General features: G+C 61.1%; 25 protein-coding genes. 1 reads left to right on the forward strand and 24 read right to left on the reverse strand.

Annotation, left to right across the window (positions count from 1 at the left end; all coding sequences use genetic code 11):
• Window positions 1–29: 29 nt before the first annotated feature.
• Genes glyS through rpsP form a run of 7 tightly spaced genes read right to left on the reverse strand, consistent with a single transcriptional unit; the run spans window position 30 to window position 5,591 of the window.
• Window positions 30–2,126, reverse strand: coding sequence for a glycine--tRNA ligase subunit beta (gene glyS, locus AAAX75_RS04525; protein ID WP_349091241.1), 2,097 nt, complete (start codon window positions 2,124–2,126; stop codon window positions 30–32).
• Window positions 2,127–2,129: 3 nt separating this feature from the next.
• Window positions 2,130–3,041: a glycine--tRNA ligase subunit alpha gene (locus tag AAAX75_RS04530; protein WP_006236091.1), complete on the reverse strand. Its 912-nt coding sequence runs from the start codon at window positions 3,039–3,041 to the stop codon at window positions 2,130–2,132.
• Between the two features lie 59 nt (window positions 3,042–3,100).
• Window positions 3,101–3,664, reverse strand: a complete 564-nt coding sequence (lepB, locus tag AAAX75_RS04535; protein ID WP_349091242.1) for a signal peptidase I — start codon at window positions 3,662–3,664, stop codon at window positions 3,101–3,103.
• 2 nt (window positions 3,665–3,666) lie between these two features.
• Entirely contained in the window at window positions 3,667–4,425 is a 759-nt protein-coding gene (gene trmD / locus AAAX75_RS04540; protein WP_349091243.1) for a tRNA (guanosine(37)-N1)-methyltransferase TrmD, read from the reverse strand.
• Window positions 4,426–4,435: 10 nt separating this feature from the next.
• Window positions 4,436–4,927: a ribosome maturation factor RimM gene (rimM, locus tag AAAX75_RS04545; RefSeq protein WP_271736561.1), complete on the reverse strand. Its 492-nt coding sequence runs from the start codon at window positions 4,925–4,927 to the stop codon at window positions 4,436–4,438.
• A gap of 34 nt (window positions 4,928–4,961) precedes the next feature.
• A complete protein-coding gene (locus tag AAAX75_RS04550; protein WP_171021534.1) occupies window positions 4,962–5,207 on the reverse strand; it encodes a KH domain-containing protein in 246 nt (81 codons plus the stop codon).
• Window positions 5,208–5,249: 42 nt separating this feature from the next.
• The gene (gene rpsP, locus AAAX75_RS04555; protein WP_022094749.1) at window positions 5,250–5,591 is read right to left on the reverse strand and encodes a 30S ribosomal protein S16; all 342 of its coding nucleotides are present in this window, start codon (window positions 5,589–5,591) and stop codon (window positions 5,250–5,252) included.
• Between the two features lie 240 nt (window positions 5,592–5,831).
• On the opposite strand from rpsP, the gene dinB reads away from it, so the two are divergent.
• Window positions 5,832–7,046, forward strand: coding sequence for a DNA polymerase IV (dinB, locus tag AAAX75_RS04560; protein WP_349091244.1), 1,215 nt, complete (start codon window positions 5,832–5,834; stop codon window positions 7,044–7,046).
• A 96-nt stretch (window positions 7,047–7,142) separates the two neighbouring features.
• Here the strand turns inward: dinB and rsfS are convergent, their stop codons facing one another.
• The 17 genes from rsfS to AAAX75_RS04645 form a co-directional block, all read right to left on the reverse strand.
• Window positions 7,143–7,598, reverse strand: a complete 456-nt coding sequence (gene rsfS / locus AAAX75_RS04565) for a ribosome silencing factor (RefSeq protein ID WP_035138582.1) — start codon at window positions 7,596–7,598, stop codon at window positions 7,143–7,145.
• A gap of 27 nt (window positions 7,599–7,625) precedes the next feature.
• The gene (gene yqeK, locus AAAX75_RS04570; protein WP_349091262.1) at window positions 7,626–8,159 is read right to left on the reverse strand and encodes a bis(5'-nucleosyl)-tetraphosphatase (symmetrical) YqeK; all 534 of its coding nucleotides are present in this window, start codon (window positions 8,157–8,159) and stop codon (window positions 7,626–7,628) included.
• A gap of 87 nt (window positions 8,160–8,246) precedes the next feature.
• Window positions 8,247–8,924, reverse strand: a complete 678-nt coding sequence (gene nadD, locus AAAX75_RS04575) for a nicotinate-nucleotide adenylyltransferase (protein ID WP_349091245.1) — start codon at window positions 8,922–8,924, stop codon at window positions 8,247–8,249.
• Window positions 8,925–8,927: 3 nt separating this feature from the next.
• On the reverse strand, window positions 8,928–10,394 hold the full coding sequence (gene obgE / locus AAAX75_RS04580) for a GTPase ObgE (protein ID WP_349091247.1): 1,467 nt from the start codon (window positions 10,392–10,394) through the stop codon (window positions 8,928–8,930).
• An 85-nt stretch (window positions 10,395–10,479) separates the two neighbouring features.
• On the reverse strand, window positions 10,480–10,737 hold the full coding sequence (gene rpmA, locus AAAX75_RS04585) for a 50S ribosomal protein L27 (protein ID WP_006236075.1): 258 nt from the start codon (window positions 10,735–10,737) through the stop codon (window positions 10,480–10,482).
• 33 nt (window positions 10,738–10,770) lie between these two features.
• Complete coding sequence (gene rplU, locus AAAX75_RS04590) at window positions 10,771–11,145, reverse strand: 50S ribosomal protein L21 (protein WP_035138585.1); 375 nt, start codon at window positions 11,143–11,145, stop codon at window positions 10,771–10,773.
• A gap of 67 nt (window positions 11,146–11,212) precedes the next feature.
• Window positions 11,213–12,025, reverse strand: a complete 813-nt coding sequence (locus AAAX75_RS04595) for a TIGR03936 family radical SAM-associated protein (RefSeq protein WP_215673491.1) — start codon at window positions 12,023–12,025, stop codon at window positions 11,213–11,215.
• Window positions 12,022–13,899 (reverse strand): TIGR03960 family B12-binding radical SAM protein, encoded by a 1,878-nt coding sequence (locus tag AAAX75_RS04600; protein WP_349091248.1) that lies wholly within the window; start codon window positions 13,897–13,899, stop codon window positions 12,022–12,024. The genes AAAX75_RS04595 and AAAX75_RS04600 overlap by 4 nt, the downstream gene beginning before the upstream one ends.
• A gap of 10 nt (window positions 13,900–13,909) precedes the next feature.
• Window positions 13,910–14,839, reverse strand: coding sequence for a hypothetical protein (locus AAAX75_RS04605; protein WP_006236071.1), 930 nt, complete (start codon window positions 14,837–14,839; stop codon window positions 13,910–13,912).
• A gap of 18 nt (window positions 14,840–14,857) precedes the next feature.
• Window positions 14,858–16,084 (reverse strand): FtsW/RodA/SpoVE family cell cycle protein, encoded by a 1,227-nt coding sequence (locus tag AAAX75_RS04610; RefSeq protein ID WP_022094759.1) that lies wholly within the window; start codon window positions 16,082–16,084, stop codon window positions 14,858–14,860.
• Window positions 16,085–16,093: 9 nt separating this feature from the next.
• Complete coding sequence (gene mrdA, locus AAAX75_RS04615) at window positions 16,094–18,163, reverse strand: penicillin-binding protein 2 (protein ID WP_349091249.1); 2,070 nt, start codon at window positions 18,161–18,163, stop codon at window positions 16,094–16,096.
• Between the two features lie 13 nt (window positions 18,164–18,176).
• Entirely contained in the window at window positions 18,177–18,743 is a 567-nt protein-coding gene (locus AAAX75_RS04620) for a rod shape-determining protein MreD (protein WP_022094761.1), read from the reverse strand.
• A gap of 11 nt (window positions 18,744–18,754) precedes the next feature.
• A complete protein-coding gene (gene mreC, locus AAAX75_RS04625; protein ID WP_082421788.1) occupies window positions 18,755–19,696 on the reverse strand; it encodes a rod shape-determining protein MreC in 942 nt (313 codons plus the stop codon).
• A gap of 78 nt (window positions 19,697–19,774) precedes the next feature.
• Entirely contained in the window at window positions 19,775–20,806 is a 1,032-nt protein-coding gene (locus AAAX75_RS04630; RefSeq protein WP_006236061.1) for a rod shape-determining protein, read from the reverse strand.
• A 127-nt stretch (window positions 20,807–20,933) separates the two neighbouring features.
• Window positions 20,934–22,238, reverse strand: a complete 1,305-nt coding sequence (locus AAAX75_RS04635; protein WP_055309859.1) for a tetratricopeptide repeat protein — start codon at window positions 22,236–22,238, stop codon at window positions 20,934–20,936.
• An 11-nt stretch (window positions 22,239–22,249) separates the two neighbouring features.
• A complete protein-coding gene (locus AAAX75_RS04640) occupies window positions 22,250–22,792 on the reverse strand; it encodes a peptidylprolyl isomerase (RefSeq protein ID WP_006236059.1) in 543 nt (180 codons plus the stop codon).
• Window positions 22,793–22,899: 107 nt separating this feature from the next.
• On the reverse strand, window positions 22,900–24,042 hold the full coding sequence (locus AAAX75_RS04645) for a zinc ribbon domain-containing protein (RefSeq protein ID WP_349091250.1): 1,143 nt from the start codon (window positions 24,040–24,042) through the stop codon (window positions 22,900–22,902).
• Window positions 24,043–24,144: the final 102 nt, after the last annotated feature.

The raw sequence follows: 24,144 nt of genomic DNA on the forward strand, positions 1-24,144 counted from the left end.
GCTCCTTTTGCGCTTATGCGAAGGCTGGCTTACTTTTTGCGAGCAAGCTCACCGATGTTTGCGATGCCGGAGAAAACGGCCTCGAAGCGGTTGAGCAGCTTAAGGCGATTATCGCGGAGCTGCTCGTCCTTGTCCATGACCATAACCTCGTCGAAGAAGCGGTCGATGGGGGCACGCAGGGCGGCAAGGGCCGCAAATGCGGCCGGGTAATCCTCGGCAGCAAGGGCGGCATCGACAGCGGTCTGAGCGGCCTCGGAGGCATCGGCGAGCGCGAGCTCGGCCTCGTCCATCAGGCTGCGGTCGTACTCCGCACCCAGCTTGGGCTTGGAGATGTGCGCGGCGCGGGCATAGGCGGTAGCCAGGTTGTCGAAGGTCTCAGCATCGTTCTTGCGAGCCTCGTCGAGCGCAGCGCAGCGGGCGAAGAAGACGGACGGAGCGATGATGTGCACCGCGGAGACGGCGGCGACGGTATCGGCAGGAATCTTCTCGTCGCGGGCCATGCTCACCAGGCGGCCGTGGAAGAAGTCACGGACCTGCTGGGCGACCTCGGCGGCGTCGAAGTCAATGCCCTGCTCGCTATAGAGCTCAAGGGCAAAGTCGATCAGCGACGTGGGGTCAATCGACAGACGATCGCGCAGGATGTTGATGATGCCGATGGCGGCGCGACGCAGCGCGTACGGATCGGAAGAGCCGGTCGGGGGCTCGCCGATGGCAAAGATGCCCGCAATGGTATCGAGCTTGTCGGCACAGGCCACGATGCAGCCAGCGGTGCCCTCGGGCAGCTCATCGCCGGCGAAGCGGGGACGATAATGATCGCGAATGGCGTGGGCGACCTCGTCGTTCTCCCCCATCGCAGAGGCATAATAACCGCCCATCACGCCCTGTTGGCTCGTGAACTCGACGACGGCGTTGGATACCAGGTCGGCCTTGCACAGGTGCGCGGCGCGAGCGGCGTCGGCAGCCAGGTGGGCGCCCAGATGGGCCTCGCGGGCGATAGCGAGCGCGAGTTGCTCAATGCGCTCGGACTTGGCGAGCACGCTACCGAGCTTCTCCTGGAAGGCGACCTTGGCGAGACGCTCGCGGAACTCGTCGAGGGAGATCTTCAAGTCCTCCTCGTAGAAGAACTTGGCGTCGTCCAGACGGGCGCGCACGACGCGCTCGTTGCCGTCGATCACGCGCTCGGCATTCTCGGGCTTGCTGTTGGAAACGACTACGAACTCACGCGTGAGCTTGCCCTCGCCGTCATAAATCGGGAAGTAGCGCTGGTTGGTGAGCATGGACTCGCAGATGATCTCGTGCGGGACCTTGAGGAACTCCTCGTCAAAGGTACCGACGAGCACCGTCGGCCACTCGCAGAGGTTAATGACCTCCTCAAAGACCTTCTTGGGCGTATCGACATGGCAGCCGGGACGGGCAGCCTCGACCTCGGCGATACCGGCAAGGATGGCCTCACGACGACGCTCGGCAGAAAGCACGCCGGCGTCCTCAAGCACCTGCTCGTAGACGGCGGGGCTGGCGACCACATGGTCACCAGGGCCAAGTACGCGATGACCACGCGTGGTGTTGCCACTCGTCACGTCGGCAAACGACACGGGCACAACATCCTCGCCCAAAAGGCAGCAGATCCAGCGGACCGGACGAACAAAGGTCGCATGCTCGTGACCCCAACGCTGGCTGCGGTAGTTGGGCCACTGCAGGCCGGCGATGGTCTTCTCGCACAGAGCGGTCAGAATCGGCGTAGCCGGTGCGGAGGGAATGTTCTTCTCGGCGAACACATACTCGCGACCGTCAGTGTCCTCGCGACGGACCAGGTCCTCGGCAGCCACACCGCACTTGCGAGCGAAGCCCTGGGCGGCCTTGGTGGCGTTGCCGTCGGCATCAAAGGCAATGTTTGCCGCGGGACCACGCTTGACCTCGTGAACCTCATCGGTCGCGGTGGCGACGTTGGCCACGAGCGCAGCCAGACGACGCGGGCTCGAGATCACGCGGACCTCGCCATGGGCCAGACCGGCCTCGTCGAGGCCCTTGGCGATCATGGTGCCAAGCTGCTTGACGGCATTGTTCAGCGGTGCAGAGGGCATTTCCTCCGTACCGATCTCAAACAGGAAATCCTTAGCGTCTGCCATGGCTTACGCCACCTCGCCTTCCTGGTCGGCATTCTCGTTGACTCCGGCGACCTCGGCCATGTAGGCCTCGCAGCACGCCTTGGCGACGGCGCGGACGCGCAGGATGTAGTTGGCACGCTCGACCGCGGACAGCGCGCCGCGGGCATCGAGCAGGTTGAAAGCGTGGCTGCACTTCATGACGCAGTCGTACGCCGGCAGCGGCAGCTTGCGCTCCAGACAGGAGTGGCACTCGGCCTCGTAGTCGTCAAACTTCTGACGCATCATCTCGACGTTGGCAACCTCAAAGTTGTAGGCGCTGAACTCGCGCTCGTTCTCCAGGAACACGTCGCCATAAGTCATGGGCGTGCCGTCGGGCAGGTAGCTCCACACCAGGTCGTAGACCGAGTTGACGCCCTGGGCGTACATGGCGATACGCTCCAGGCCATAGGTGATCTCGACGGGCACGGGGTCGACCTCGATGCCGCCCACCTGCTGGAAGTACGTAAACTGCGTGACCTCCATGCCGTTGAGCCAGACCTCCCAGCCAAGGCCCCAAGCGCCGAGCGTCGGGCTCTCCCAGTCGTCCTCGACAAAGCGGACGTCATGGTCGTTGGGGTCCAGGCCAATGGCGGCAAGAGACCCCAGGTAAAGCTCTTGGGCGTTGACCGGAGAGGGCTTGATGAGCACCTGGAACTGATAGTAGTGCTGCATGCGGTTGGGGTTCTCGCCGTAGCGCCCGTCGGCCGGACGGCGGCAGGGCTGCGCATAGCAGGTGCGCCACTCGGCGGGACCGAGCGAGCGCAGCGTGGTCGCGGTATGAAAGGTACCGGCACCGACCTCGGAGTCATAGGGCTGCATAATGACGCAGCCCTGCTCGCCCCAGTACTGCTGGAGGCGCAGGATGATGTCTTGGAAGGAAAGCGATGAAGCGTTCATGCCTCTAATATCCCCTCGTCGAAACGATTACACGGTTAGGTACTGTACTATAGCGGTTTTTAGTCGATAGCGCCCAGACGGTTGAGCGGCCAGTAACGCACGAGCGCCACGGCGATCAGGTCCGAACGGTCGACGGGACCAAAGTAGCGTGAGTCGGCAGAGTTTTCGCGGTTGTCGCCCATCACCCACACGCACCCGTCGGGAACGGTGTAGGGATAGCTTACCTGAGCGCCGGGCGCTTGGACCGAAAGTGGCCAGCTCATGCCCGTCGTATAGTCCTCGTCGAGCGCTTGGCCGTCAACGACCACCTTGCCATCCTGCAGGTCGACCGTCTGGCCGGCCGTGGCAATAACACGCTTGACAAGAACATCATGCTCGGAGGTGCCATCGGGGTTGTGAAACACCACGATATCGCCCTGCTTGACGGGCTGACCGAGCTCGAGGCTCACCTTTTGTGCCAGGATCTGGTCGCCAATCTCGATCGTGGACTCCATGGAGCCGGTGGGCACCACAAAGGGCTCGACCACAAACGAGCGAATCAAGAAGGTGGCCGCGAGCGCGATCGCGATGACCACGATCCACTCAAAAGCGCCCCTCAACGCGGAATGCTGCGATGGAACCATTCTCACTCCTCGCTCTGCGAATACGAAGCGTCCAAAATCTCCTGCGCGTACGCACGCTCCTCGGACGTGAGCCGCGCCGTCTCGATCAGGTCGGGACGCCAGCGACAGGTGCGCTCGATGGCATTCTTGCGGCGCCAGGCATCGACCTTGGCGTGATCGCCACTCACGAGCACAGGAGGCACGCCCTCGCCGTTGAACTCGGCGGGACGGGTGTACTGCGCGTACTCGAGCAGGCCACCGTCCTCGGCGGTCGAGAACGACTCGTCCACGTTGCTCATCTCGTCGCCCAGGGCGCCGGGGATGAGGCGTACGACGGCATCGGCAACGACCATGGCGGGTAGCTCGCCACCCGTAAGCACATAGTCGCCGATCGACAGACGCTCATCGGCATACGCATACGCGCGCTCGTCGACGCCCTCGTAGCGACTGCACACAAACAGCAGGCGTTCACTTTTGAGCAGGCGCTCGGCCACATGCTGCGTAAAAGGCTCGCCACAGGGGGTAAAGAACACCACAGTGGGCTTGGGACCCTCTGCGCTAATGGCCTCGATGGCCTCTGCGATAGGCCCGACCTTCATGAGCATGCCCTGCCCGCCGCCGTACGGCTCGTCATCGACGGTACGATGGCGGTCGTGCGTCCAGTCGCGCAGGTTATACGCCTTAAAATCAAAAAGGCCGGCCTTGCGGGCGCGGCCCAAAATCGACGTGGACATGACGGGCTCAAACATCTCGGGAAAGACCGAAAGGGTCTCGATCAGCATGTTGTCCTCCCTACTTGTCCATATCGATCAGGCCGTCCATCACGTGGACGGAAATTGTTCCTGTGTCGGGAAGATCGAGCACAACCTGCTCGATCACGGGAATCAGCACCTCGCCGTACCGATCGCCCTCGACAACCCAAACATCGTTAGCAGGCGTCGACATAATCTCGACGATCGTGCCGAGTAAACCGAAGCGCTCGTCGACCACCTCGCGACCCATCAGATCGGTATAGGCAGCGTCGAGCGAATCGAGCTCAAAGTCGTCACGATTTGCCAGCACGTAGCATCCCGTGATGCCCTCGGCGGCTGTCAAGTCGTCAATGCCCTCAAACGAGACCAGATCGCCATCGCCCGTATCGGTGACGGACACGACCGTGCAAAAGCGGTCGCGCTTGAGCGCCGGCGGCGTCAGAGCGACCCGCATACCCGGCTCTAATACAGAAGGAAGCCCCCGCAGCGGCTGCGCGAGGACCTCCCCCTTCCTTCCGTGCGGCTTGACCACACGGGCGATGTTTTTGTACTGGGACCTCAAGGTCCTAGCCCAGAACCTCTACCTCGACAGCAGTGTCGAGGCGAGCGGCCAGTGCACGGGCGAGCGTGCGAATGGCCTTGATGGTACGGCCACGACGGCCGATGACCTTTGCGACGTCATCCTCGGCGACCGAAACCTCAATTGTAGAGGCGTCGTCACCATCGATGACCTCAAGGCTCACGGAATCCGGGTCGTCGACGATCTGAACAACGAGATATTCGACGAGATCAGCGATGCGATCTGAGAGCATTGCCTCACCCTCGAGCTGTGCAGCGTCAACCTCAGGCACGATTTACTCCTCGGCGCCCTCAGCGGCCTCAGCGGCAGCCTTAGCGGCCTCGGCCTCTTTGGCGAGCTGCTTCTTGGACTTCTTGACGACGGTCTCGGTCTTCTCGCCCTCGTTGGCGGCCTTGACCAGAGCGGCGACGGCGTCGGTGAGCTGAGCGCCCTTGGACTGCCAGTCGGCGATCTTCTCGAGGTCGAGGTTGATGGTCTTGGGGGCGGTCATCGGGTTGTAGCGGCCAACCTCCTCGATGATACGACCGTCACGCGGGGCGCGGGAATCGGCGACGACGACACGGTAGTACGGACGCTTCTTAGCGCCGTGACGAGCAAGGCGAATCTTGACTGCCAAAGGAAACTCCTCCAACCAAGCAGCTTTAGGCTGCAACTACAAACAAACAGTTGAACATAATACGCCATCGACGCGGGCAGGTGAAGTCCGTGAGACCAACTTCTTCGGTGTAGTCGAGGGCAAATCCATATCTTAGACAAGAATTCGGGATTTGCAAGCACATACACGCACCCCACATGAGCTGCGCGGTATACTCATGACATGGAAAGACGCGAACATACATACGGTTATGAGGATGCCATGGGCGTCACGCCGCCTCCCTGGACGGGTCCGGCGGTTGGCCTCATGGACCTTGATGCGTTTTTTGCGAGCGTGGAAATGCTCGATCATCCCGAATGGCGAGGAAAGCCGCTCATCGTGGGCGGAGACGCCGATTCGCGTGGCGTCGTGTCCACGTGTTCGTATGAGGCGCGTCGCTTTGGCGTGCACTCTGCCATGGCCTCGGCCGAGGCACGGCGCTTGTGCCCGCAAGCCATTTGGACACACGGGCACTTTGACCGATACCGCGAGGTGAGCGCGCAGGTCATGGCGATTCTCGCCGACGAGACCCCGCGTGTTGAGCGCGTATCCATCGACGAAGCCTTTATCGATATCACACCGGGTCGCTTTGCGCCCGAAGACCCGCTGCTGGTTGCGCGGCGTATAAGCGACCGCGTGGCAGGGCTGGGAGTGACCTGTTCCATTGGCGTGGGCTGCAACAAGACGGTCGCAAAGATCGCAAGCGAGCGGGATAAGCCGTTTGGGCTGACCATCGTGCGCCCCGGAACCGAGCAGCGCTTTTTGGCCGCGCTGCCGGTATCTGCCATGAGCGGCATCGGGCGCTCGGCCGAGGAGCGACTGCGCCGCATGCGCATCTACACCCTCGGCGAGCTATCACGTGCACCGGAATCCACCTTGGCCTCTATTTTTGGCGTCAACGGCGAACGCATGCGCCAGCGTGCGCTGGGACTCGAAATCTCCGAAGTCACGAGTCTTGATGAAGAGCGCGAGGTCAAGTCGGTCAGCAATGAACGCACCTTTGCTAAAGATTTGACTGAGCGTGAGGATATTGAGGCGGCGATTGCGCTGTTGGGAGAGTCAGTGGGACGCCGTCTGCGCCGTCAGGGGCTGACGGGCGCCACGGTGACGCTCAAGCTCAAGTATTCGTATGGAAGCGGTCGCTCGGCACAGCGCCGGCTGCCTCATCCGACCGACGATGAGAACATCTTCGTGGCGGTTGCACTCGAACTGCTCGACAACATCTGGCAGGATGGCATGCATGTTCGCTTAGCGGGCATCGGCATGAGCGACTTCGACCACCAAGGCGGCATCCAGACTGACCTGTTCTGCGAGATCGATGACCGCGGAGCCCAATCCAGCGACCGCCGCGACCTCTCCGTCGCCATCGACGCCGTCCGAGACAAATTCGGCGACACCGCCCTTTCCTTCGGCCGCCAATCCCGCTTCAACGATTAACCGCCTTTGGGCAAAAAGAAAGCCGGGCAGGTGCGGAAAACCGCACCTGCCCGGCGATATGCGTGAGGGTAGCTAAACCCCGTCTCAAATGAGCTACTAGAGGAGGTTGAGGGGGAGCTGGGGGGCGTCTCCCCAGAGTTTCTCGAGGCGGTAGAAGTCGCGGGCTTCGGGAGTGAAGACGTGGACGACAACCGAACCATAGTCCATGAGCATCCAGGTCTTCTGCTCGCGGCCCTCGATGGAGAACGGATGCTCGCCGCAAGCCTCGGCGACCTTCTCCTCGATCTCGTCGACGATAGAATCGACCTGGCGGTTGTTGGTACCGGTGGCAAGCACAAAATAGTCGCACACATCGGAAAGCTCGGTCAGGTCGAGCACCTGAACGTCCTCGCCCTTCTTGTCGTAGGCGGCCTGCGCGGCGGCGCGGGCGACATCCTCGGCGGCGACACCGCTCGCAGACAGCGAGGCGGCAGTGCGGTCGGACGTGGCGACGAAGCTCTTGTGCTCCACACCTTCAAGAATCTGCTCGTCGGTCATGGTCTCGTCGGCCATGGAATACCTCTTTCTAGACAGCCCGAGCTAGCGCAGCTGGGCGTAATGGTTGTAAATCGAAATAGCCGTGGGATAAAGATAGCGCCCGGACTGAATCACATAGACCAAACCCTGCGCAAAACAGGAGAAGAACAACTCGTCGAGCGTCGACTCCCCCACCATCTTGCGCAGCGCACGTGCATAGTCGCCGTGGCGGTTGGGCTCGATGGCATCGGCCACAAAGACCACCATATCGAGCGGCGTCATATCGCAGGCACCCACGGTGTGACGGTCGACAGCCTGAAAGACCGCCGGCGACAGCTCGGGAAAAAGCTGCGGAAGCTCATAGGCGGCAACAGGGCCATGCAAAAGCGGCGTCGCGGCAGAAGGAGAGCCGGCAATCTTAATGCCGTAATGCAGAGCGCGCGTGACCAGCTCGTCATCGGAAAGCACCTTGTCCCAGTCGTGGATCAAGCCGGCGGCAGCGGCATCAAAGCGGTCGACGCCGTAGACCTCGGCCAGATGAAGTGCGGTCTCGGCAACACCCAGCGAATGCACATAGCGCCTGCGCTTATCCTTCATGCGAACATCGAGCAGCTCTTGAATGCGCTTGAGCAGCGCGCGCTCATCGCCCTCAAACTGATCCTCTACCGACAACGTAGACCCCCATCACTCAAAATCCTCTTGGCCCAAATCGGCATATAGCCTGCGCTTGCGAATGTAGCCGAGCACGGACTCGCTCGTAAGATAGCGCACGCTCATGCCGCGGGCAACCCGCTTGCGAATGTTGGTCGAGCTAATCGCCAGCGCCGGAATCTGAATATAGCGCACGTCGAATGGCAACCCCGATTCCTTAATCCGCGCCCGGGCCGTATCGATGTCAAAACCGGGACGTGTAGCAGCAATAAAGGTTGCCAGTTCGGCAATCTCATCAGCATTGTGCCAGGTCACAATATCGATAATCGCATCGGCACCCGTAATAAAGTAGAGCTTTACCTGCGACGGGTAAAAGTCGCGAAGGGCATGAAGCGTATCGGCCGTGTAGGTTACGCCCGGACGGTCGATCTCGAACCGACTCGCCAAAAAGGCCGGGTTCGCGGCGGTGGCGAGGACCGCCATAGCATAACGGTCCTCGGCAGGCGTCACCGGCTTGTCAAGCTTAAAGGCGGGAGAGCCCGCCGGCATAAAGAGCACAGCGTCCAAGTCGAGCGACTCACGCGCCTGCTCGGCGGTCACCAGGTGCCCGTAATGGATGGGATCAAAGGTGCCACCCATAATGCCGAGCCTAAACTCCTGCCCGTCCTCTAGAGGAAGCTCGGGCAGACCGATTCCACCGCGCAGCGACATGGCTTACTCGCCCTCCGAGGTCTCGGCATCGTCCGCGGCATCCACCGCATCGACAACCTCGACGCCCTCATCCGCAGCATCGGTCACGTCAATGGCCTCAACGGCAACGTCCTCGCCAGCATCCTCGAGCTCCTCGTACTCCGAGAAGTCCTCAGCGCCCTCAAAGTCAAAGGCACGCTGGCAAATGCGGACCTCGTCGCCCGCACGGCAACCGGCCTTCTCGAGCGCGTCGTCAACACCCATACGCGCAAACTTATGTTGCAGGTAAATGACGGCTTCCTCATTTTCCCAGTCGGTCTGAATGACCATGCGCTCGATGGCACGACCGACCACGCGGAAGGCACCGGGCTCTTCCTGGACAATGCGGAAACGCTTCTCACGCTGCAGGCGACGGCGCTCCCACTCATCGTCGCGCAGAACGACCGGCTCATCGGAGACCGACAGCTCGGCGCGCAGCTTAGCCACCTGCTCGCCCACGGCAAGCATCAGCGTGTTGAGGCCGGCGCCCGTAACAGCAGACACGGCAAAGAACATATGTCCATCGTCGAGCGCTGCGCGCTTGAGGTCGGCAATCTTGTCGGCCGTGCCCGGCGCGTCGCACTTGTTGGCAACGACGATCTGCGGACGCTCCGAAAGCTCGGCGCCATACTGCTCGAGCTCGCGGTTGATGATGCGATAGTCCTCAACCGGATCGCGATCCTCAAAACCGCCCGTCATGTCGACGACATGCATGATCAGGGCCGTACGCTCAATGTGGCGCAGGAACTGGTGACCCAGGCCCTTGCCCTCGCTCGCGCCCTCGATAAGACCGGGGACGTCGGCAACGACGTAAGAATATTCGCCGGCACGCACCATGCCGAGGTTCGGCACGAGCGTGGTAAACGGGTAGTCGGCAATCTTAGGACGGGCGGCACTCATGCGCGCGATGAGCGATGACTTACCCACCGAGGGGAAGCCCACGAGCGCGGCATCGGCCATGAGCTTCATCTCGAGCTCGATCCAGTGCTCCTCGGCCGGCTCGCCCAGCTGGGCGAACGCGGGCGCACGGCGCACCGATGTCACAAAGTGGGTATTGCCCAGGCCGCCGGCGCCACCGGGCGCCACGACAACGCGCTCGCCATCGTGCACCAGATCGGCAATCTCGAACATCGGGGTCTGCGTCTCGGGATCGAGCTCGCGCACCACGGTACCCATAGGGACCTTGAGAATCAGGTCCTCGCCGCTCTTACCGTTACGACGGGCACCCTGCCCGTGCGTGCCGCGCTCGGCGCGGAAGTGATGCTTAAAGCGGTAATCGATCAGGGAAGACAGCTGAGCATCGGCCTGGATGACGACATTGCCGCCACGACCGCCGTCGCCGCCATCGGGGCCGCCCTTGGGGACAAATGCCTCGCGTCTAAACGACATGCATCCGGCTCCGCCGTCGCCGCCGCACACGTTAATGCGGCTGATATCGGTGAACTGTGACAACAGAATCGCCTCCTACAAAAAAGAGGGAGACCCTTGAATCCTAAAACTCAAGTGCCTCCCACATATGTGCTCTATGAAGGGTGAATTACGCGTTCGCGAGCGGGCGTACGCTGACCCTGTGCTTGATACCCTTGTGGAACTCAACGGTACCGTCGACCAGCGCGAACAGCGTGTCGTCCTTACCACGGCCAACGTTCTCACCCGGGTGGATGTGCGTGCCGTGCTGACGGACGAGAATCGTGCCCGTGGTTACCGTCTGGCCGGCATAGCGCTTCGTGCCAAGGCGCTGACCGCGGGAGTCACGGCCATTACGGGAGGAACCGAGTCCTTTTTTGTGTGCCATTGTGTATACCTACTCTTTCGTTACGAGTGTAATCTACTCGGCGACGGGAGCCTCGGCAACAGCCTCAGCCTCTGCCTTGACAGCCTTCTTGGCGCGGGAGGTAGCCTGAACCTTCACGATCTTCAGCTTGGTGAGCTGCTGACGGTGACCCTTCAGACGACGATAGCGCTTGCGCTTGTGGAACTTGAAGACCAGCTGCTTCTCGCCCTTGAACTGCTCAACGATCTGAGCGGTAACCTTGGCCTTAGCCAGCTTGTCGGGATCGGTGACGATCTTCTTACCATCGTTGAGGAAGATAACCGGCAGGGTGACCTTGTCGCCCTCATTGCCCTCGATCTTCTCGACGGTGATGACATCGTCGGTGGCGACCTTGTACTGCTTGCCGCCCGTGTTAACGATTGCGTACATGTTTACTTGCCCTTCATGCATCAGTTAGTGCAACAGCCGAATATAGTAGCAGGCGAAAATACCCCCGTCAACGAGTATGTGGAGCAAATCCACAAGTTCGCACAGGTATGGGGCTGACGAGTCGGCCCTCGTCGTCCTCGCATGCTTGATTCTGACGCTCGACATCGTAGGAGCAGATGGTCACGAGGTCTTGCATACCGGTGGAAACAATAGGTGCATCCACGCCCGGGGTCAAGCCCTGCAACAAAACATCAGCAGCAGAAAGCAAAATTTCCGGACGCATGGAGCCCTCGTTGTCGGCATGGGTGTCGAGCATGAGCACCAAATGGTCCGGGCGCTCCCCCGCCGTGAGCTCATAGCCCACGAGTGTGTGATCCAAATCCAAGCGCTTGCTCTTTTTTCCGCGCGCGTAGTCGATGCCATGGCCCGCGCGCAGCGTGTCGATCGCACGATGCACCTCGTCGGCGCTTACGGGCGCCTCGGGGTCCAGATGCAGGTCGATGCGATACGACAGGCGCGTGAGCTGCGCCGTCAACGCCGGCGTGCGCACGTCGATGTACGCCGCCTCGATGGGCGCCAGATCGGCCGGAGACGCCGCAGCCAGGCGCCCAAACGCCTCGTCGAGCGCCACGAACTCGGTCATAAACAGGTCATACCACTCGCAGGTCGACGACGTGCCCACCGGTAGCGCCGAAGAGAAGCCAACGCGCATGTGCGGAGAGAAGCCCTGCGTGACGGCATAGGGAAGTCCCGCACGGCGCACGATGCGCTCAATGGTATGGATTACTTCGAGATGACCCAGGTACTTAAGACGATCGCGCTTGCCATAGCGAACACGAAGCCTAAAGAGCGAGGGGTTGTCGGTCAGGCGCTCACTCATGCGCGATCACCCATCAATACATTCTTGGCGTGGAGCGTGGGGCAGATCCCGCAGCCGGTGCACGACGTGCGGGTGCAGTCGGGAGTCGTGACGCCCTCGAGCGAGCGACGGTACTCGCGCTCGAGGAAGCCACGCGTGCAGCCGGGGCTCACGTGCTCCCACGGCAGGCGCCAGTCCAACTCGTAAGGCAGGTGTACGAGCTCGTTGAGGTCGATGCCGTTTTTGGCAGCAGCCTCCTTCCAGTTCTCGAGCGAGAAATGCTCTACCCAGGCGTCAAAGCGAGAGCCCGAACGCCAAGCATCGATGATGACGGGCGTCATGTCACGACCGGCGCGGGAAAGCGCGGCCTCGATGAGCGAGGTCTCGGCATCGTGGTAATGCACGCGGACGGCACGGTTGCGAACACTCGTGATAAGCAGCTTCTGGCGACGCTTGACGTCGTCGTAGTCGAGCTGCGGGCACCACTGGAACGGCGTGGCGGCCTTGGGGATAAAGACCGAAACCGAGATGGACACCGAAATCGAGCCGCGACGAGCCTTGGGCACCACGGAACGACCGAGCTCCAGCACGTGATCGGCCAGATTGGCGATGGCCACGATGTCCTCATCGCGCTCGCCGGGAAGGCCCATCATAAAGTAGAGCTTCATGCGGTTCCAGCCGGCCTCGAAGGCCGCCTTGGCCGCACGGTCCAGGTCCTCCTCGGTCACGTTCTTGTTAATGATGTCGCGCATGCGCTGGCTGCCGGCCTCGGGCGCGAACGTCAGGCCGCCCTTCTTTTCGCCGGCGACCGACTCGGCCATATCCACGCCAAACGAATCCAGGCGCTGCGACGGAATAGACACGCGAATACCCGTATCCTCCAGGCGACGGTTGAGCCTGCCGAGCACGTCGCGAATGCAGGAGTGGTCGGTCGTGGAGAGCGAGGTCAGCGACACCTCGTCATAGCCGGTCTTTTCCAGACCCTGAATCACCGACGAGACGATCTGGTCGGCCGAGCGCTCGCGCACCGGGCGATACGTCATGCCGGCCTGACAAAAACGACAGCCGCGGGCGCAGCCGCGCAGGATCTCGATAGACAGGCGGTCGTGAACCAGCTGTGCATAGGGCACGCACGACTGCGACAGCGGATTCGTGGCGCCGAAATCCTCGACGACGCGCTTGTAGACCACGGTCGGCGCATCCTTGCCCTCACGCGGCACGGTGTAGCCATGCGGCGAGCAGGGCTCGTCGTGACGAACCTCATAGAGCGACGGCACGTAGTTGCCGGCAATGGATGCAAGCTGCTCGACAATCTGCGCGCGCGGGACCCCTTCGTCACGCAGGCGGCGATGCAGCTGGCAGGTATCGAGCAGCGATTCCTCGCCCTCACCGATGAGGATGGCATCGAAGAAGGCCGCGTACGGCTCGGGGTTGTACACCGAGGGGCCGCCGGCGATGATAATGGGGTCGTCCTCGGTGCGGTCAGCCGCTAACAGCGGAATACCAGCGAGGTCGAGTGCCTCGAGGAAGTTCGTCACCGCCATCTCGTGCGGCACATGCAGGCCGACGATATCAAACGAAGCGACCGGCGCTGCACCCTCGAGCGAGAGCAGCGGAATGCCTGCCTCGCGCATGGCGTCACCCATATCGGGCCACGGCACATAGCCGCGCTCGCAGGAGATGCCCTCGGCCTGGTTAAGGATGTTGTAGAGGATGGCGATGCCCTGGTTGGGCAGACCGACCTCGTACACATCCGGGTAGATCAGGCAGCAACGGTAGTCGGCATCGGCCTTGGAAAGCGTGCCCCACTCGTGATCGATATAGCGGCTCGGTTTCTCGACCTTGGCGAGCAGCGGCTCAATTAAATGAAAACAGTCTTGGTATGCAACGCGCAACGGAAAACCCCTAAGCTGCGAGATCGGATGCGTCCTGGTAGGACGCCATAGGACGGGTAGCGCCCGCGACCGTGGTCACCAGATCGCGAACGCGGGAGAACGTGGCAGTGACCACCTCGTTGGCACGACTGTAGTCGACATCGCGCTCGTAGAGCGAAACGAGCGCACGGCCCATGCCATAGGTGCCCGCGGCGGCAGTGAGCGCCTTGACGGCAAACCCAATATGCGGCGTCTGCTTGACGAGCGCGCGGGTGACCGCGCGGATCACAAGACCGCCGGCAAGCACGCCCGCGACCTCGTAGCCACGCTCTGGCTTAATGCCGCGTCCAAAGACGGCAGCGAGCTCAAAGAGCATGCCCACCTGCGCCAGCGCCATAACGGGATAATCGGCGCCCGGCAAAAACACCAGCGCACCGGTCGCCATATTGGTGAGCGCGCACGAGGTGATGATACGATTGGCTGCCGCAATGCGCATGAAGGCAAAGTTCGCCGCAAAAGCCGTTTCCTTGTCGGTGCGATCGAGAATCCAGCGAGCAAGCGTCTCGAGCAGATACGTCTTATCGGTTGCCGCTACCACGCCGAGCATGGGCGTGGACTCCTCGATAAACGGCACCTCCACAGCAGACTCGGCAAGCACGCACACGGGCGCGCCGGCGATCACGAGCTCCTGCACGGCACTCTCCAAGCGGTCGGAACCACACGAGAGCACCAGCACCACATCGGTATCGGTCTTTGGAGCAATTCGCTCCTCCCCCAGACGCTCGACGCGCACAATACCCGAGGTCGTCTGCGGCACAAAGGCGTCACGCACCGTCTCGGCCAGAAAGCGCGAGGCGGACGAATCCAGATAGACCGAGACGCGCACCGGCGTATCGGAATCCTTCTTAACGGACGCGCCCATCTTAAAAGCGCGGGTCAGCTTATCTACGGGAATTTTCATAGCAAACCCCTCCAGCGGTTACGCGGCGCCCGAACGATGCCGCCATATGGATTGTACGATACCCACCGTCAGCAGCTGAATCATCATCGAAGACGAACCAAAGCTAATAAACGGTAGCGGAATACCGGTAATCGGCATCATGCCGATGCACATGCCGATGTTTTCGAAGGTCTGGAACGCCCACATGCCGACGATACCTACGCATGATAAGCGTAGGAACAGAGACTCGCACTTAAAGGCAACGCGGATCGTCGAGAAGATGAGCAGTACATACAAGCACAGCAGCAAAAAGGAGCCGCAGAAGCCAAAGGTCTCGGACAAAAAGGCGAAGACGAAGTCGGTATGGAACTCGGGTAGGAAGCCGCCGGCCGACTGCGTCGCATGCCCCAGGCCCTTACCAAAGAAACCGCCCGAGCCGACCGCGATCAACGACTGCTGCAGATTGTACGCATCGTCCGAATCGGCATTATCGGGGTCGATAAAGACCGTCAGACGGTTCATCTGATACTGCTTGATGAGCACATCGTGGCCGAGCAACGAATCAAAGACCGAATCGAGCGCCAGGACGAGGGCCACCAAGCCCACGAGCAGGGCCAGGGTCGACAGCACCCATTCGCGGCGTGCACCGCTCATACAAATGACGATGGCGCCCGAAACCAGCACGACCAGGCCCGAGCCCAGGTCGCCCATGGCAACGACGGCCAAAAACGGAATGGACAGCATGCCGCAGAGCTTGACGTAGTCGCGAACGGTATCGATGCGACCGTTATACTGCGAGCCAAGCGTAGCAATAAAGAAGATGGTGATGAGCTTGGCAAGCTCAACCGGCTGGAATGTCAAGCCGATACCGGGAATCTTGATCCAGCCCGTCATGCCCAGACCGCCCGTATAGGACAGACCCGGAATCTTGGGCGAGAAAATCACGATCAGGTCAATGACGAGCAACGCCGTCGAGAAATTGGAAATACCGCGCAGGTCGGTACGCCAGACCAGCACCGCCAGCACCGCTCCGATGCCAATTCCCAGCAGATGGCGTGAGAACGAGGCATCGGCCTTAAACTGCGAAGCCGACCAGATAATGATGGCACCGTAGGCGACAAGCGCCACAGTAGCCACGAGCACACCGATATGCACCTTTTGGCGAAACGTGCCGCGCGAGGCCGAAAGTTGCTTGTTGACACGGTCCAGGCTGCTGCGAGAGCCGGTCTTGGTTGAACGGAACAGATCCGCCGGAGAAAAATCCATCGCAACCTCCTATCGAACCGAAGAATCGCCCGAGGCCGAAGAGGTATCGGGCTCGCCATAAATCACGCCGAGCACGTCGCGCACGACATGCATCGCGGTATCTGAGCCGCCGCCGCCCTGCTCCAGGACAGTAGCGATGACATACTTGGGGTCATCGGCCGGTGCATAGGCGCAGAACCACGCGTATTCGTCCTCGCCGCTTTTCTCGCCCGTGCCCGACTTGCCGTATACCTGCGGCGTCAGGGTGCCAAAGTGAGCCGCTAGGGACGTCGATGCCGTGTAAATCACGTCGTGCATGCCGTTGCGAACAAGAGCCAAATCCGAATCGCTGTTGATCTTGGCCTCCAGGCGCTTCTTCTTGCCCTTTCCGTTGTACTTATAGGCATCGCCGTCACCATCGCGCGATACGGCAGACAAAAACACGTGAGGCACGTACTGTTTGCCGCCGTTGGCAAGACCCATATAGGCGCACGCCATCTGCAGGGGCGTCACCAGGATGTCGCCCTGGCCGATGGCAATGTTGGTCATATCGCCGGCATTCCACTTGCGGTCCTCGACAGAGGCGTCGGTGAAGTACGACTCTTTCCACTCGGCATCGGGAATACGGCCCGAGCCCTCACTCGGCAGATCGATACCGCAGGTCTTGCCTAGACCCCAGCGACGAAAGACCTCCTGCAGGCCCTCGGGATGTTGCTCGTCATAAAAGAACGCCTTGCCCATGTCGTAGAAGACAGGGTCGCACGAGTTGGCGATACCCGACTGCAGCGTCATGGTGCCGTGGCCAGACGTCAGCCAGCAGCGCTTGCCCCAAGCCTTGCCCAGGCCCGTCCAATAGCCCGTGCAGTTGGTTGTCTGCGTTGAAGTGTAGGTTCCAAACTCAAGACCGGCCAGCGCCGAGAGCGGCTTGATGGTCGAGGCCGACATGTACTGTCCGCTAATGGCGCGGTTGAGCAGCGGGTGCGAACCCTTGTCATCATTGAGCTCGGTCCACACGTCGTTTGAGACGCCACCGATAAAGACGGACGGATCGAACTTGGGCTCGCTCGCCATGCCCAAGATCTCGCCATTGTTGGGATCGAGACACACCACAGCGCCGTTGCCGGCATTGCTGTAGCCAGTGGTCTTGGCAAGCTCGATAGCGCTCGCCAGCGCCGTCTCACAGGCCTGCTGGATCTTAAGGTCGAGCGTGAGCTTAATGTCGGAGCCGGCCTTCGCGGGCACGGCGCCGGCCTGACCGGTCACATTGCCCGAAGCATCGACCTTGACGGTCTGCTCGCCACGAATACCCTGCAGCAGGTTTTCGTAGTAGCTCTCAACGCCCGCCTGGCCCACGATATCGCCCGACTGGTACGTAATCTTGCCAGCAGAAGCATCATCATCGCCAGAGGTTTTCTTATTCTGGGCCTCGAGCTGCTCGGAGGTAATGGTGCCGGTATAGCCCAAGATATGACATGCCGTCTCGCCATATGGATACTGGCGCTCGGTACGCTCGGCAATCTTGACGCCCGGGAACTCGCCGGCATGCTCCTGAATATAGGCAACCGTGGAGCGACGGACGTCCGTCGCGATGGTATGCAGGCTCTGGGCGCCCTCTGTATTGTCCTGAATATTGCGAAGGACCGCCACGTAAGGCATTCCAAGCACGTTGGCAAGATGGCGAACCAGAACCTCATCCTCGGCAAGGTCGCGGTAGGCCACGACAGCAAGTGAGGGACGGTTCTGGACAAGCGCCACGCCATTGCGGTCGAGGATGCGACCGCGCACAGCGGGTGTGGTAACGGTGCGAGTCTGATTACTATTGGCCTGCTTCTCGTAATAGTCCGACGAGACCATCTGCATGCCCCACAGCTTGACGGCAAGTGCCGCAAACATTGCGCCCACACCCGTGGTGAGGATGGAAAAGCGGCCCTTAAAGGCGGTCGCCGCGGTATTGCCTTCGCCCTCGGTGGCGCGCGGGGCCGTTCCATGCTGTGTATCGTAGGTAAAACGGGAATCGCCACGACGCATGATGACCAGCGCGACCACGATGGCCACAACCAGCACGATACCGGCGATAATAACCGTCATCTGGGAAGACATCTACGGGCCTCCCCTATTTGAGCTTGCGGGTCTTGGGCTTAAAGCGCATACCCGTCTGGCGTCCGCCACGTGCGGAGAATCCATAGCCGGACTGCGGCACGACGCCGGACATCAAAAACGGAATGGCAACCAGACCCGTCAGGATCGAGGACGGCAGCGCATGGCCGAAGATCGCCACGACAAAGCTCGTCTCCAAACCCATAAACAGCAAGATGATGCTGTAGATCACATTAATGACGAGCGCAAAGGCGCCCACGGTGACGCCGCGCGCACTCGGGGTACCGCCCGTCTGACCGACGGCGCTGTGCACCAGGGCAAAAGAACCCACGGTCAGCAGGAGCGACATAACGCCCACCGGCACGGCAGCGGACAGGTCATAGAACAACCCGCTGCAAAAACCGCACACGACGGCACGGGTCGGGTCGCCCGAGAACACGCTTAGGCACACCAAGATAATCATGAAGTTGACGCGACCGCCCGCAATGGAGATCTGCGGTGCCAGGCCTGCCTGCAGCAGCACGCACACAATGGCGGCGATCACAAACGTGCGGGAGCTCATCCCCTGCTCGTGTAGATCCATGGACATGCCCCCTATTCGCTCGAGCCGGAATCGGTCGTCTCGGACGTGTCGGAACTGTCATCCGAGCTCTCGTCCTTCGTCTTGGTCGCAGCATCGCGCGACGTTCCCTGCGGCGTGCTGTTGGCCGTGCTCACGTCCTCATCCGAGGCCGACTGTTCGTCGGTCAGCGAGGTGATGACCAGCACTTCCTCGTTGTTCTCGGCCGTGGTCTGAGCGCGCACCACAATGGTGTAGTACACGTCGTTTGCCGATTTCTCAACCGACGAGACGGTGCCGAGCGGTAGACCCTTGGGGAACACACCGCCAATGCCCGAGGTCACGATGATGTCGCCAACCTTAACATCGGAGTCGACGCTCACGTACTCAAGACGCAGCGTGCCGTCAGCCTGACCCTGCAGCATACCCTGGGCGCGCGTGTCCTGCACCATGGCGGACACGCCCGAGTTCTCGTCGCCAATCAGGCGCACGGTCGACGTTTTGGCCGATACCTCGATAATCTGGCCGATAACACCGGCCGAACTCGTTACGGGCATGTTGATGGTAAGCCCGTCGGCAGAACCCTTATCGATCGTGACGGTCGAGGTCCAGGCATCGCCCGAGGCACCGACGATACGAGCTGCGGTCGATTTAAGGTTGTAGGTCGACTGCAGGCCGACCAGCCCCTCCAGACGCTCAGCGGTCTTTTGAGCCTCGGAGAGCTCAGCAACCTTAGAGGTCAGTTCCTCGTTTTGCTTCTTAAGCTCATCAAGCGTGTCCTGCGACGCCGTAAGGTTAGAGAACACGTTGCCGATCGCATTGAAGGGAGCCGCCACAGCCGAACCCACAAAGCGCACCGGCGAGGTAATCGTCGTTACGCCCGAACGCACGGCATGAATCGGTCCTGCCTCGCCCTCGCGGATGTAAAACGTGAGCAGCAACACCGAAATCAGGCTGAAAACAATCAACGGGCGCATACCCGTTGATTGTCGCTTGGTATTCAGATTTGTGGAGAAACCCGAAGATCGTGCCAAATGGAATCCACCTTTTGGAAATTAAGCATTGGTCTGGACGAAGCCGCCATCAAACGCATTGGCCTCGAGCACGCGGGCACAGCCGTTAACGACGTTATCGAGCGCCGTGGGGCTGACGTTGACCGAAACGCCGGTCTCATCGCGCAGGCGCACGTCGAGACCGCGCAGCAGCGCGCCGCCACCGGTCAGCAATATGCCATAGTACATAAGGTCCGAGGCAAGATCGGGCGGCGTGGCATCGAGTGCGTCCTTGACGGCCTTAGCCATCTCGTCGAGCGGCTTGTTGAGCGCGCGACGAATCTCCTCGCTCTCGATGCGCACGGTCTTGGGCAGACCGGTAATCACGTCGCGGCCGTTGACCTCGACGTCGAGCTCGTCCTTGAGCGGCACGGCGGAGCCGACCTTGATCTTGATGTCCTCTGCCGTACGCTCGCCGATGGCCAGGTTGTAGGCATCACGAACGTGCGTGAGGATAGCCTGATCGAACTCGTCACCGGCAATACGGATGGACTGCGAGACGACGATACCGCCCATGGCGATAACAGCGACCTCGGTGGTACCGCCGCCGATGTCGATGACCATGGAGCCGGTGGGTTCCTCGACGGGCAGATCGGCGCCGATAGCGGCAGCCATGGGCTCCTCGATCAGGTAGGCCTGGCGAGCGCCGGCCTGGATCGTGGCCTCAAAGACAGCACGCTTCTCGACCGACGTGACGCCGGAGGGAACGCAGACGACAACGCGCGGACGCGGGGTCCACGGATAGCGCTTCTCGGACGCCTTGTCGATAAAGTAGCGAAGCATAGCCTCGGTAACATCGAAGTCGGCGATGACGCCGTCCTTCAGGGGACGAACGGCCACGATGTTGCCGGGCGTACGGCCGAGCATGCGCTTTGCCTCGATACCGACCGCCAGGATGCGCTCGTCGTTCTTGTCGATGGCGACGACAGAGGGCTCGCGAATGACGATGCCCTTGCCGCGCACGGAGACAAGCGTATTTGCGGTGCCGAGGTCGATGGCAAGATCGCCCGCATAGCTACCGAAGAACATATCCATCAAAGAAAACAACGCAACTCCTGATGTGTTGGATGATTGCTGGAAAACTACTAGCTCATGATACTAGCGCAAGCCCGGCACCTCACTTGCGGTGAAGCGCCGGGCAAAGCTAAATCCCATAAGGTCACTACTGGTTGTCAGCAGCCGAGAAATCCATATCGAGCGAGGAAACGGCCCAGCCGATATGGTTGTCGGAGCGCACGAATTTGACGGTGTACTCCTGCTCGCCGCCCTTGGACAGCGATGCCTTCACCTTAGCGGTCGTCTCGGTCATGGACTGATCCATGCCCTCGACGGACACGGTGGCACCCTGCGGAATCGAGGAGATGATCATCGACTTAGCGTCCTCGGACAGGCTCGAGGCCAGGCAAGACTCGGCCTTTGCGGTGTCACCGTCGCCGGCAGCCTGGAACAGATCGGTAACCACAGATTCCTGAGACGGGAAGCCAAAGCCGCGCGTGTAAGCAAAGCCCAGACCGCCCGCGGCGATCAAAATGAGCAGAAGCAGCACAATGAAGACTTTGAGACCCGTGTGGCGATGGCGACGACGGACCTTGGCCTGCTTACGATCCTGACGGTCCTGCTGGACCATCTCGGACTCGGACAGCGTAAAGAAACCGGTGTCCGAGGGATCGGGCATAAACTGACCGGTCGCGCCCGTAGGATCGAGCGGATCGACGGCAGGAGCGTCCATCGCGGGCGCCGGAGCCGTGGCCATAGCCGTCTGGGCGGATAGCGCGGCAAGCGAATCGTGAACGCGGGCAAGCTCATCGGCCTGCTCGGAGGTGAGCTGGTAGATGCCATCGGCAGTAGCGGCGTTAAAGGCGTCGAGTGCGTCGGAGGGGCGGCCGGCGGCAGAAAGTGCCTGACCCATGCCGGCGTTGAGCGCACGCGTGTCGTCGCGGGGACCGGCAAAGTCGATAGCCGTGCGGTAGGTCTCCACGGCATCCGCCGGACGGCCGAGCTTAATGAAGCAACGACCGAGCTCGCCGAGTGCGGCGGCAGGAGCCGGATTGGCGCCGTCGATGGCAGCCTGACGGAAGGCAGTACCCGCGTTGGCATAGTCGCCCGACTGAAACAGCGCGTTACCCAAGCCCAGATAGGCCTTGAACGGCGTGGCATAAGAAGCGTCCTGCGTAGCAGCAGAGAACGCCTGAGCGGCCGTCGTGTAGTCGCCCACGGCGGCGAGTGCCTTGCCGCGGTTGGTGAGCAGCGCGCCGCGCTTGCCATAGGTGCCGTCGTTGAGGGCGGCGGCATAGGCCTCAGCGGCCTCGGCATACATGCCCAGGTGCATCAAGGCGTTGCCACGAAGGTGATCGGCCTCGCCCATAATCTCATCGGGAGTCTTTGCCGCCCCAAGCATCTGGGCTGCAGCGGAAAAATCACCCGCGCGGTAAGCGGCGCGGCCCTGTTGGATCAGCTGGCTATTCAAGGAAGTCCCCTTTACTCGTGAACGATCTCGACATGGACGATCTCGTCGCCGGCACGCAGCTGCGAAATCACATCGAGACCCTCGACCGTGGTACCAAAGACGGTGTAACCGGAATCGAGGTTATGCTGGGCACCCAGGCAGAAGTAGAACTGCGAACCCGCGGAATCGGGATCCATGGAGCGTGCCATGGCAAGGGCACCATCGACATGGCTGTTGCGCGGATTGGTGGCAAACTCGCCCTTGATGCAGTAGCCGGGGCCACCGGTACCGGGCATGCCGTCGGGGCCCTCAAGACCGGCAGCGACGTCGGCGCCGGACATATCGCGGGTATTGGGGTCGCCACCCTGAATGACAAAGCCGGGCACATAGCGATGGAACTTAAGGCCATCATAGAAACCCATCGTGGAAAGCTCGCAGAAGTTCGCGACATGAATGGGAGCGCCCTCGCCGTCAAACTTGACCTTGATGGTACCCTTCGACGTCTCGATAACGGCGCACTCGTCGCCGGCAAGCTGATACTCGGGCGTGTAGAGCTCTTTCTTAAAACCAAACATGTGGTTCCTTCCTCGTGCGTTTAAAGCATATTTGTACGAATTGTAGCAATAAGCATGCGCTTACATCAATTGCGCACGTAGGTTATGCCGACTATGGCGAACTAATTTTAGGAACGCTGCTGCGGCTTCCAGGAGCCCACGTTGGCGTCGTACTGGTTCAGCGCGCTGTTGCCGCCCTGCGCGATGGGCGCCAGGATCTCGCTTTGGTGGGAACTCATCGACTCGCCATCGGGAATGGCCAGCGAGATGTCCCAGCTCTGACAGATCACGTCGACACGCTCGAACATCCACTCGGCAAGCTGCTTTAAGTGGGCGATGTCATCCGCATAGACCGTATCGTCCTGATACTTAAGGTTGTTGAGCTCATCTTGCGTCTTTTTGATCTGGTCGCGCAGGGCGTAGGCACTCTGCGACAGCTCCTGACGGGTGGACAGCGGCGATCGGAGATAGCCGTTGTTAAAGGAATCGATGACCTCGCCGATCTGGTCCTCGTCACCGTAGGACACGATGGTCTGATACAGACCGTCGAGCCTGGTATAGAGCTGATCATCGGTCAGCACGGTTTCTTCCTGGACCACCTCGGCAGAATCGTCCTGCTTGGTATCGTCCTCAGTCGCCTCGCCCTTTTGACGCGTGGGGAAGGTCGTCTGCGCGGCCTGACCAAACTGGTCATAGAAGCCAGGCATGACACCCATGGGATCGGCCGTCACGAACCAATAGGCACCGCCACAAACGACGGCAAGGACCGCGATGATAATGAGCGGCTTGGGGATATGACGCTTGTGCTTGTGATAGGCGTCCTCGTCGGGATGTACCTTGCGCTTGGGTTTTTGAGCATCGTCATGCAGGGAAACCGGCGTGGGAATATCGACCTTGGGAATACCGAAATCCTTATCGAAAGCCGGCAGCACGCAGGTCTCATTGGGGTCAGCGGCGTCCGAAAGCACCGCAGCGGCAGAGGCCGGCGCATGCGGCACCTCGGTATCGATCTGCTCTTGTGTTAGGCGCGGAAAGCCCGCCGTGCGGCCCGCTGCCAGGTCGGATGCGGCCGCGTCCTCGGAGAGGATACCCGGAGCGGGGCGTCCACATTTGGGGCACGTACGATCATGCGGAGAAAGACGGGCACCGCAGCCCTCACAGAACACGAACTCGGTGTGCTCGGGGCCATCGCCCGGACCCACATAGGCGTTGCAGTAGGGGCAGAACGAGGCGCCGTCCTCGATAGTCTTAAGGCAATGCGGGCAGATCACGGCATCCTCTTTTCGAAGCAATTCAAACAATCGAGGTTAGAGCATAACATCGCCACGGCCCCACAGGAACAAGGCACCAATTCAACATCGGCAGGGCGCTAG

Origin of the sequence: Collinsella sp. CLA-ER-H7, assembly GCF_040092345.1 — a bacterium.
Taxonomy (GTDB): Bacteria; Actinomycetota; Coriobacteriia; order Coriobacteriales; family Coriobacteriaceae; genus Collinsella.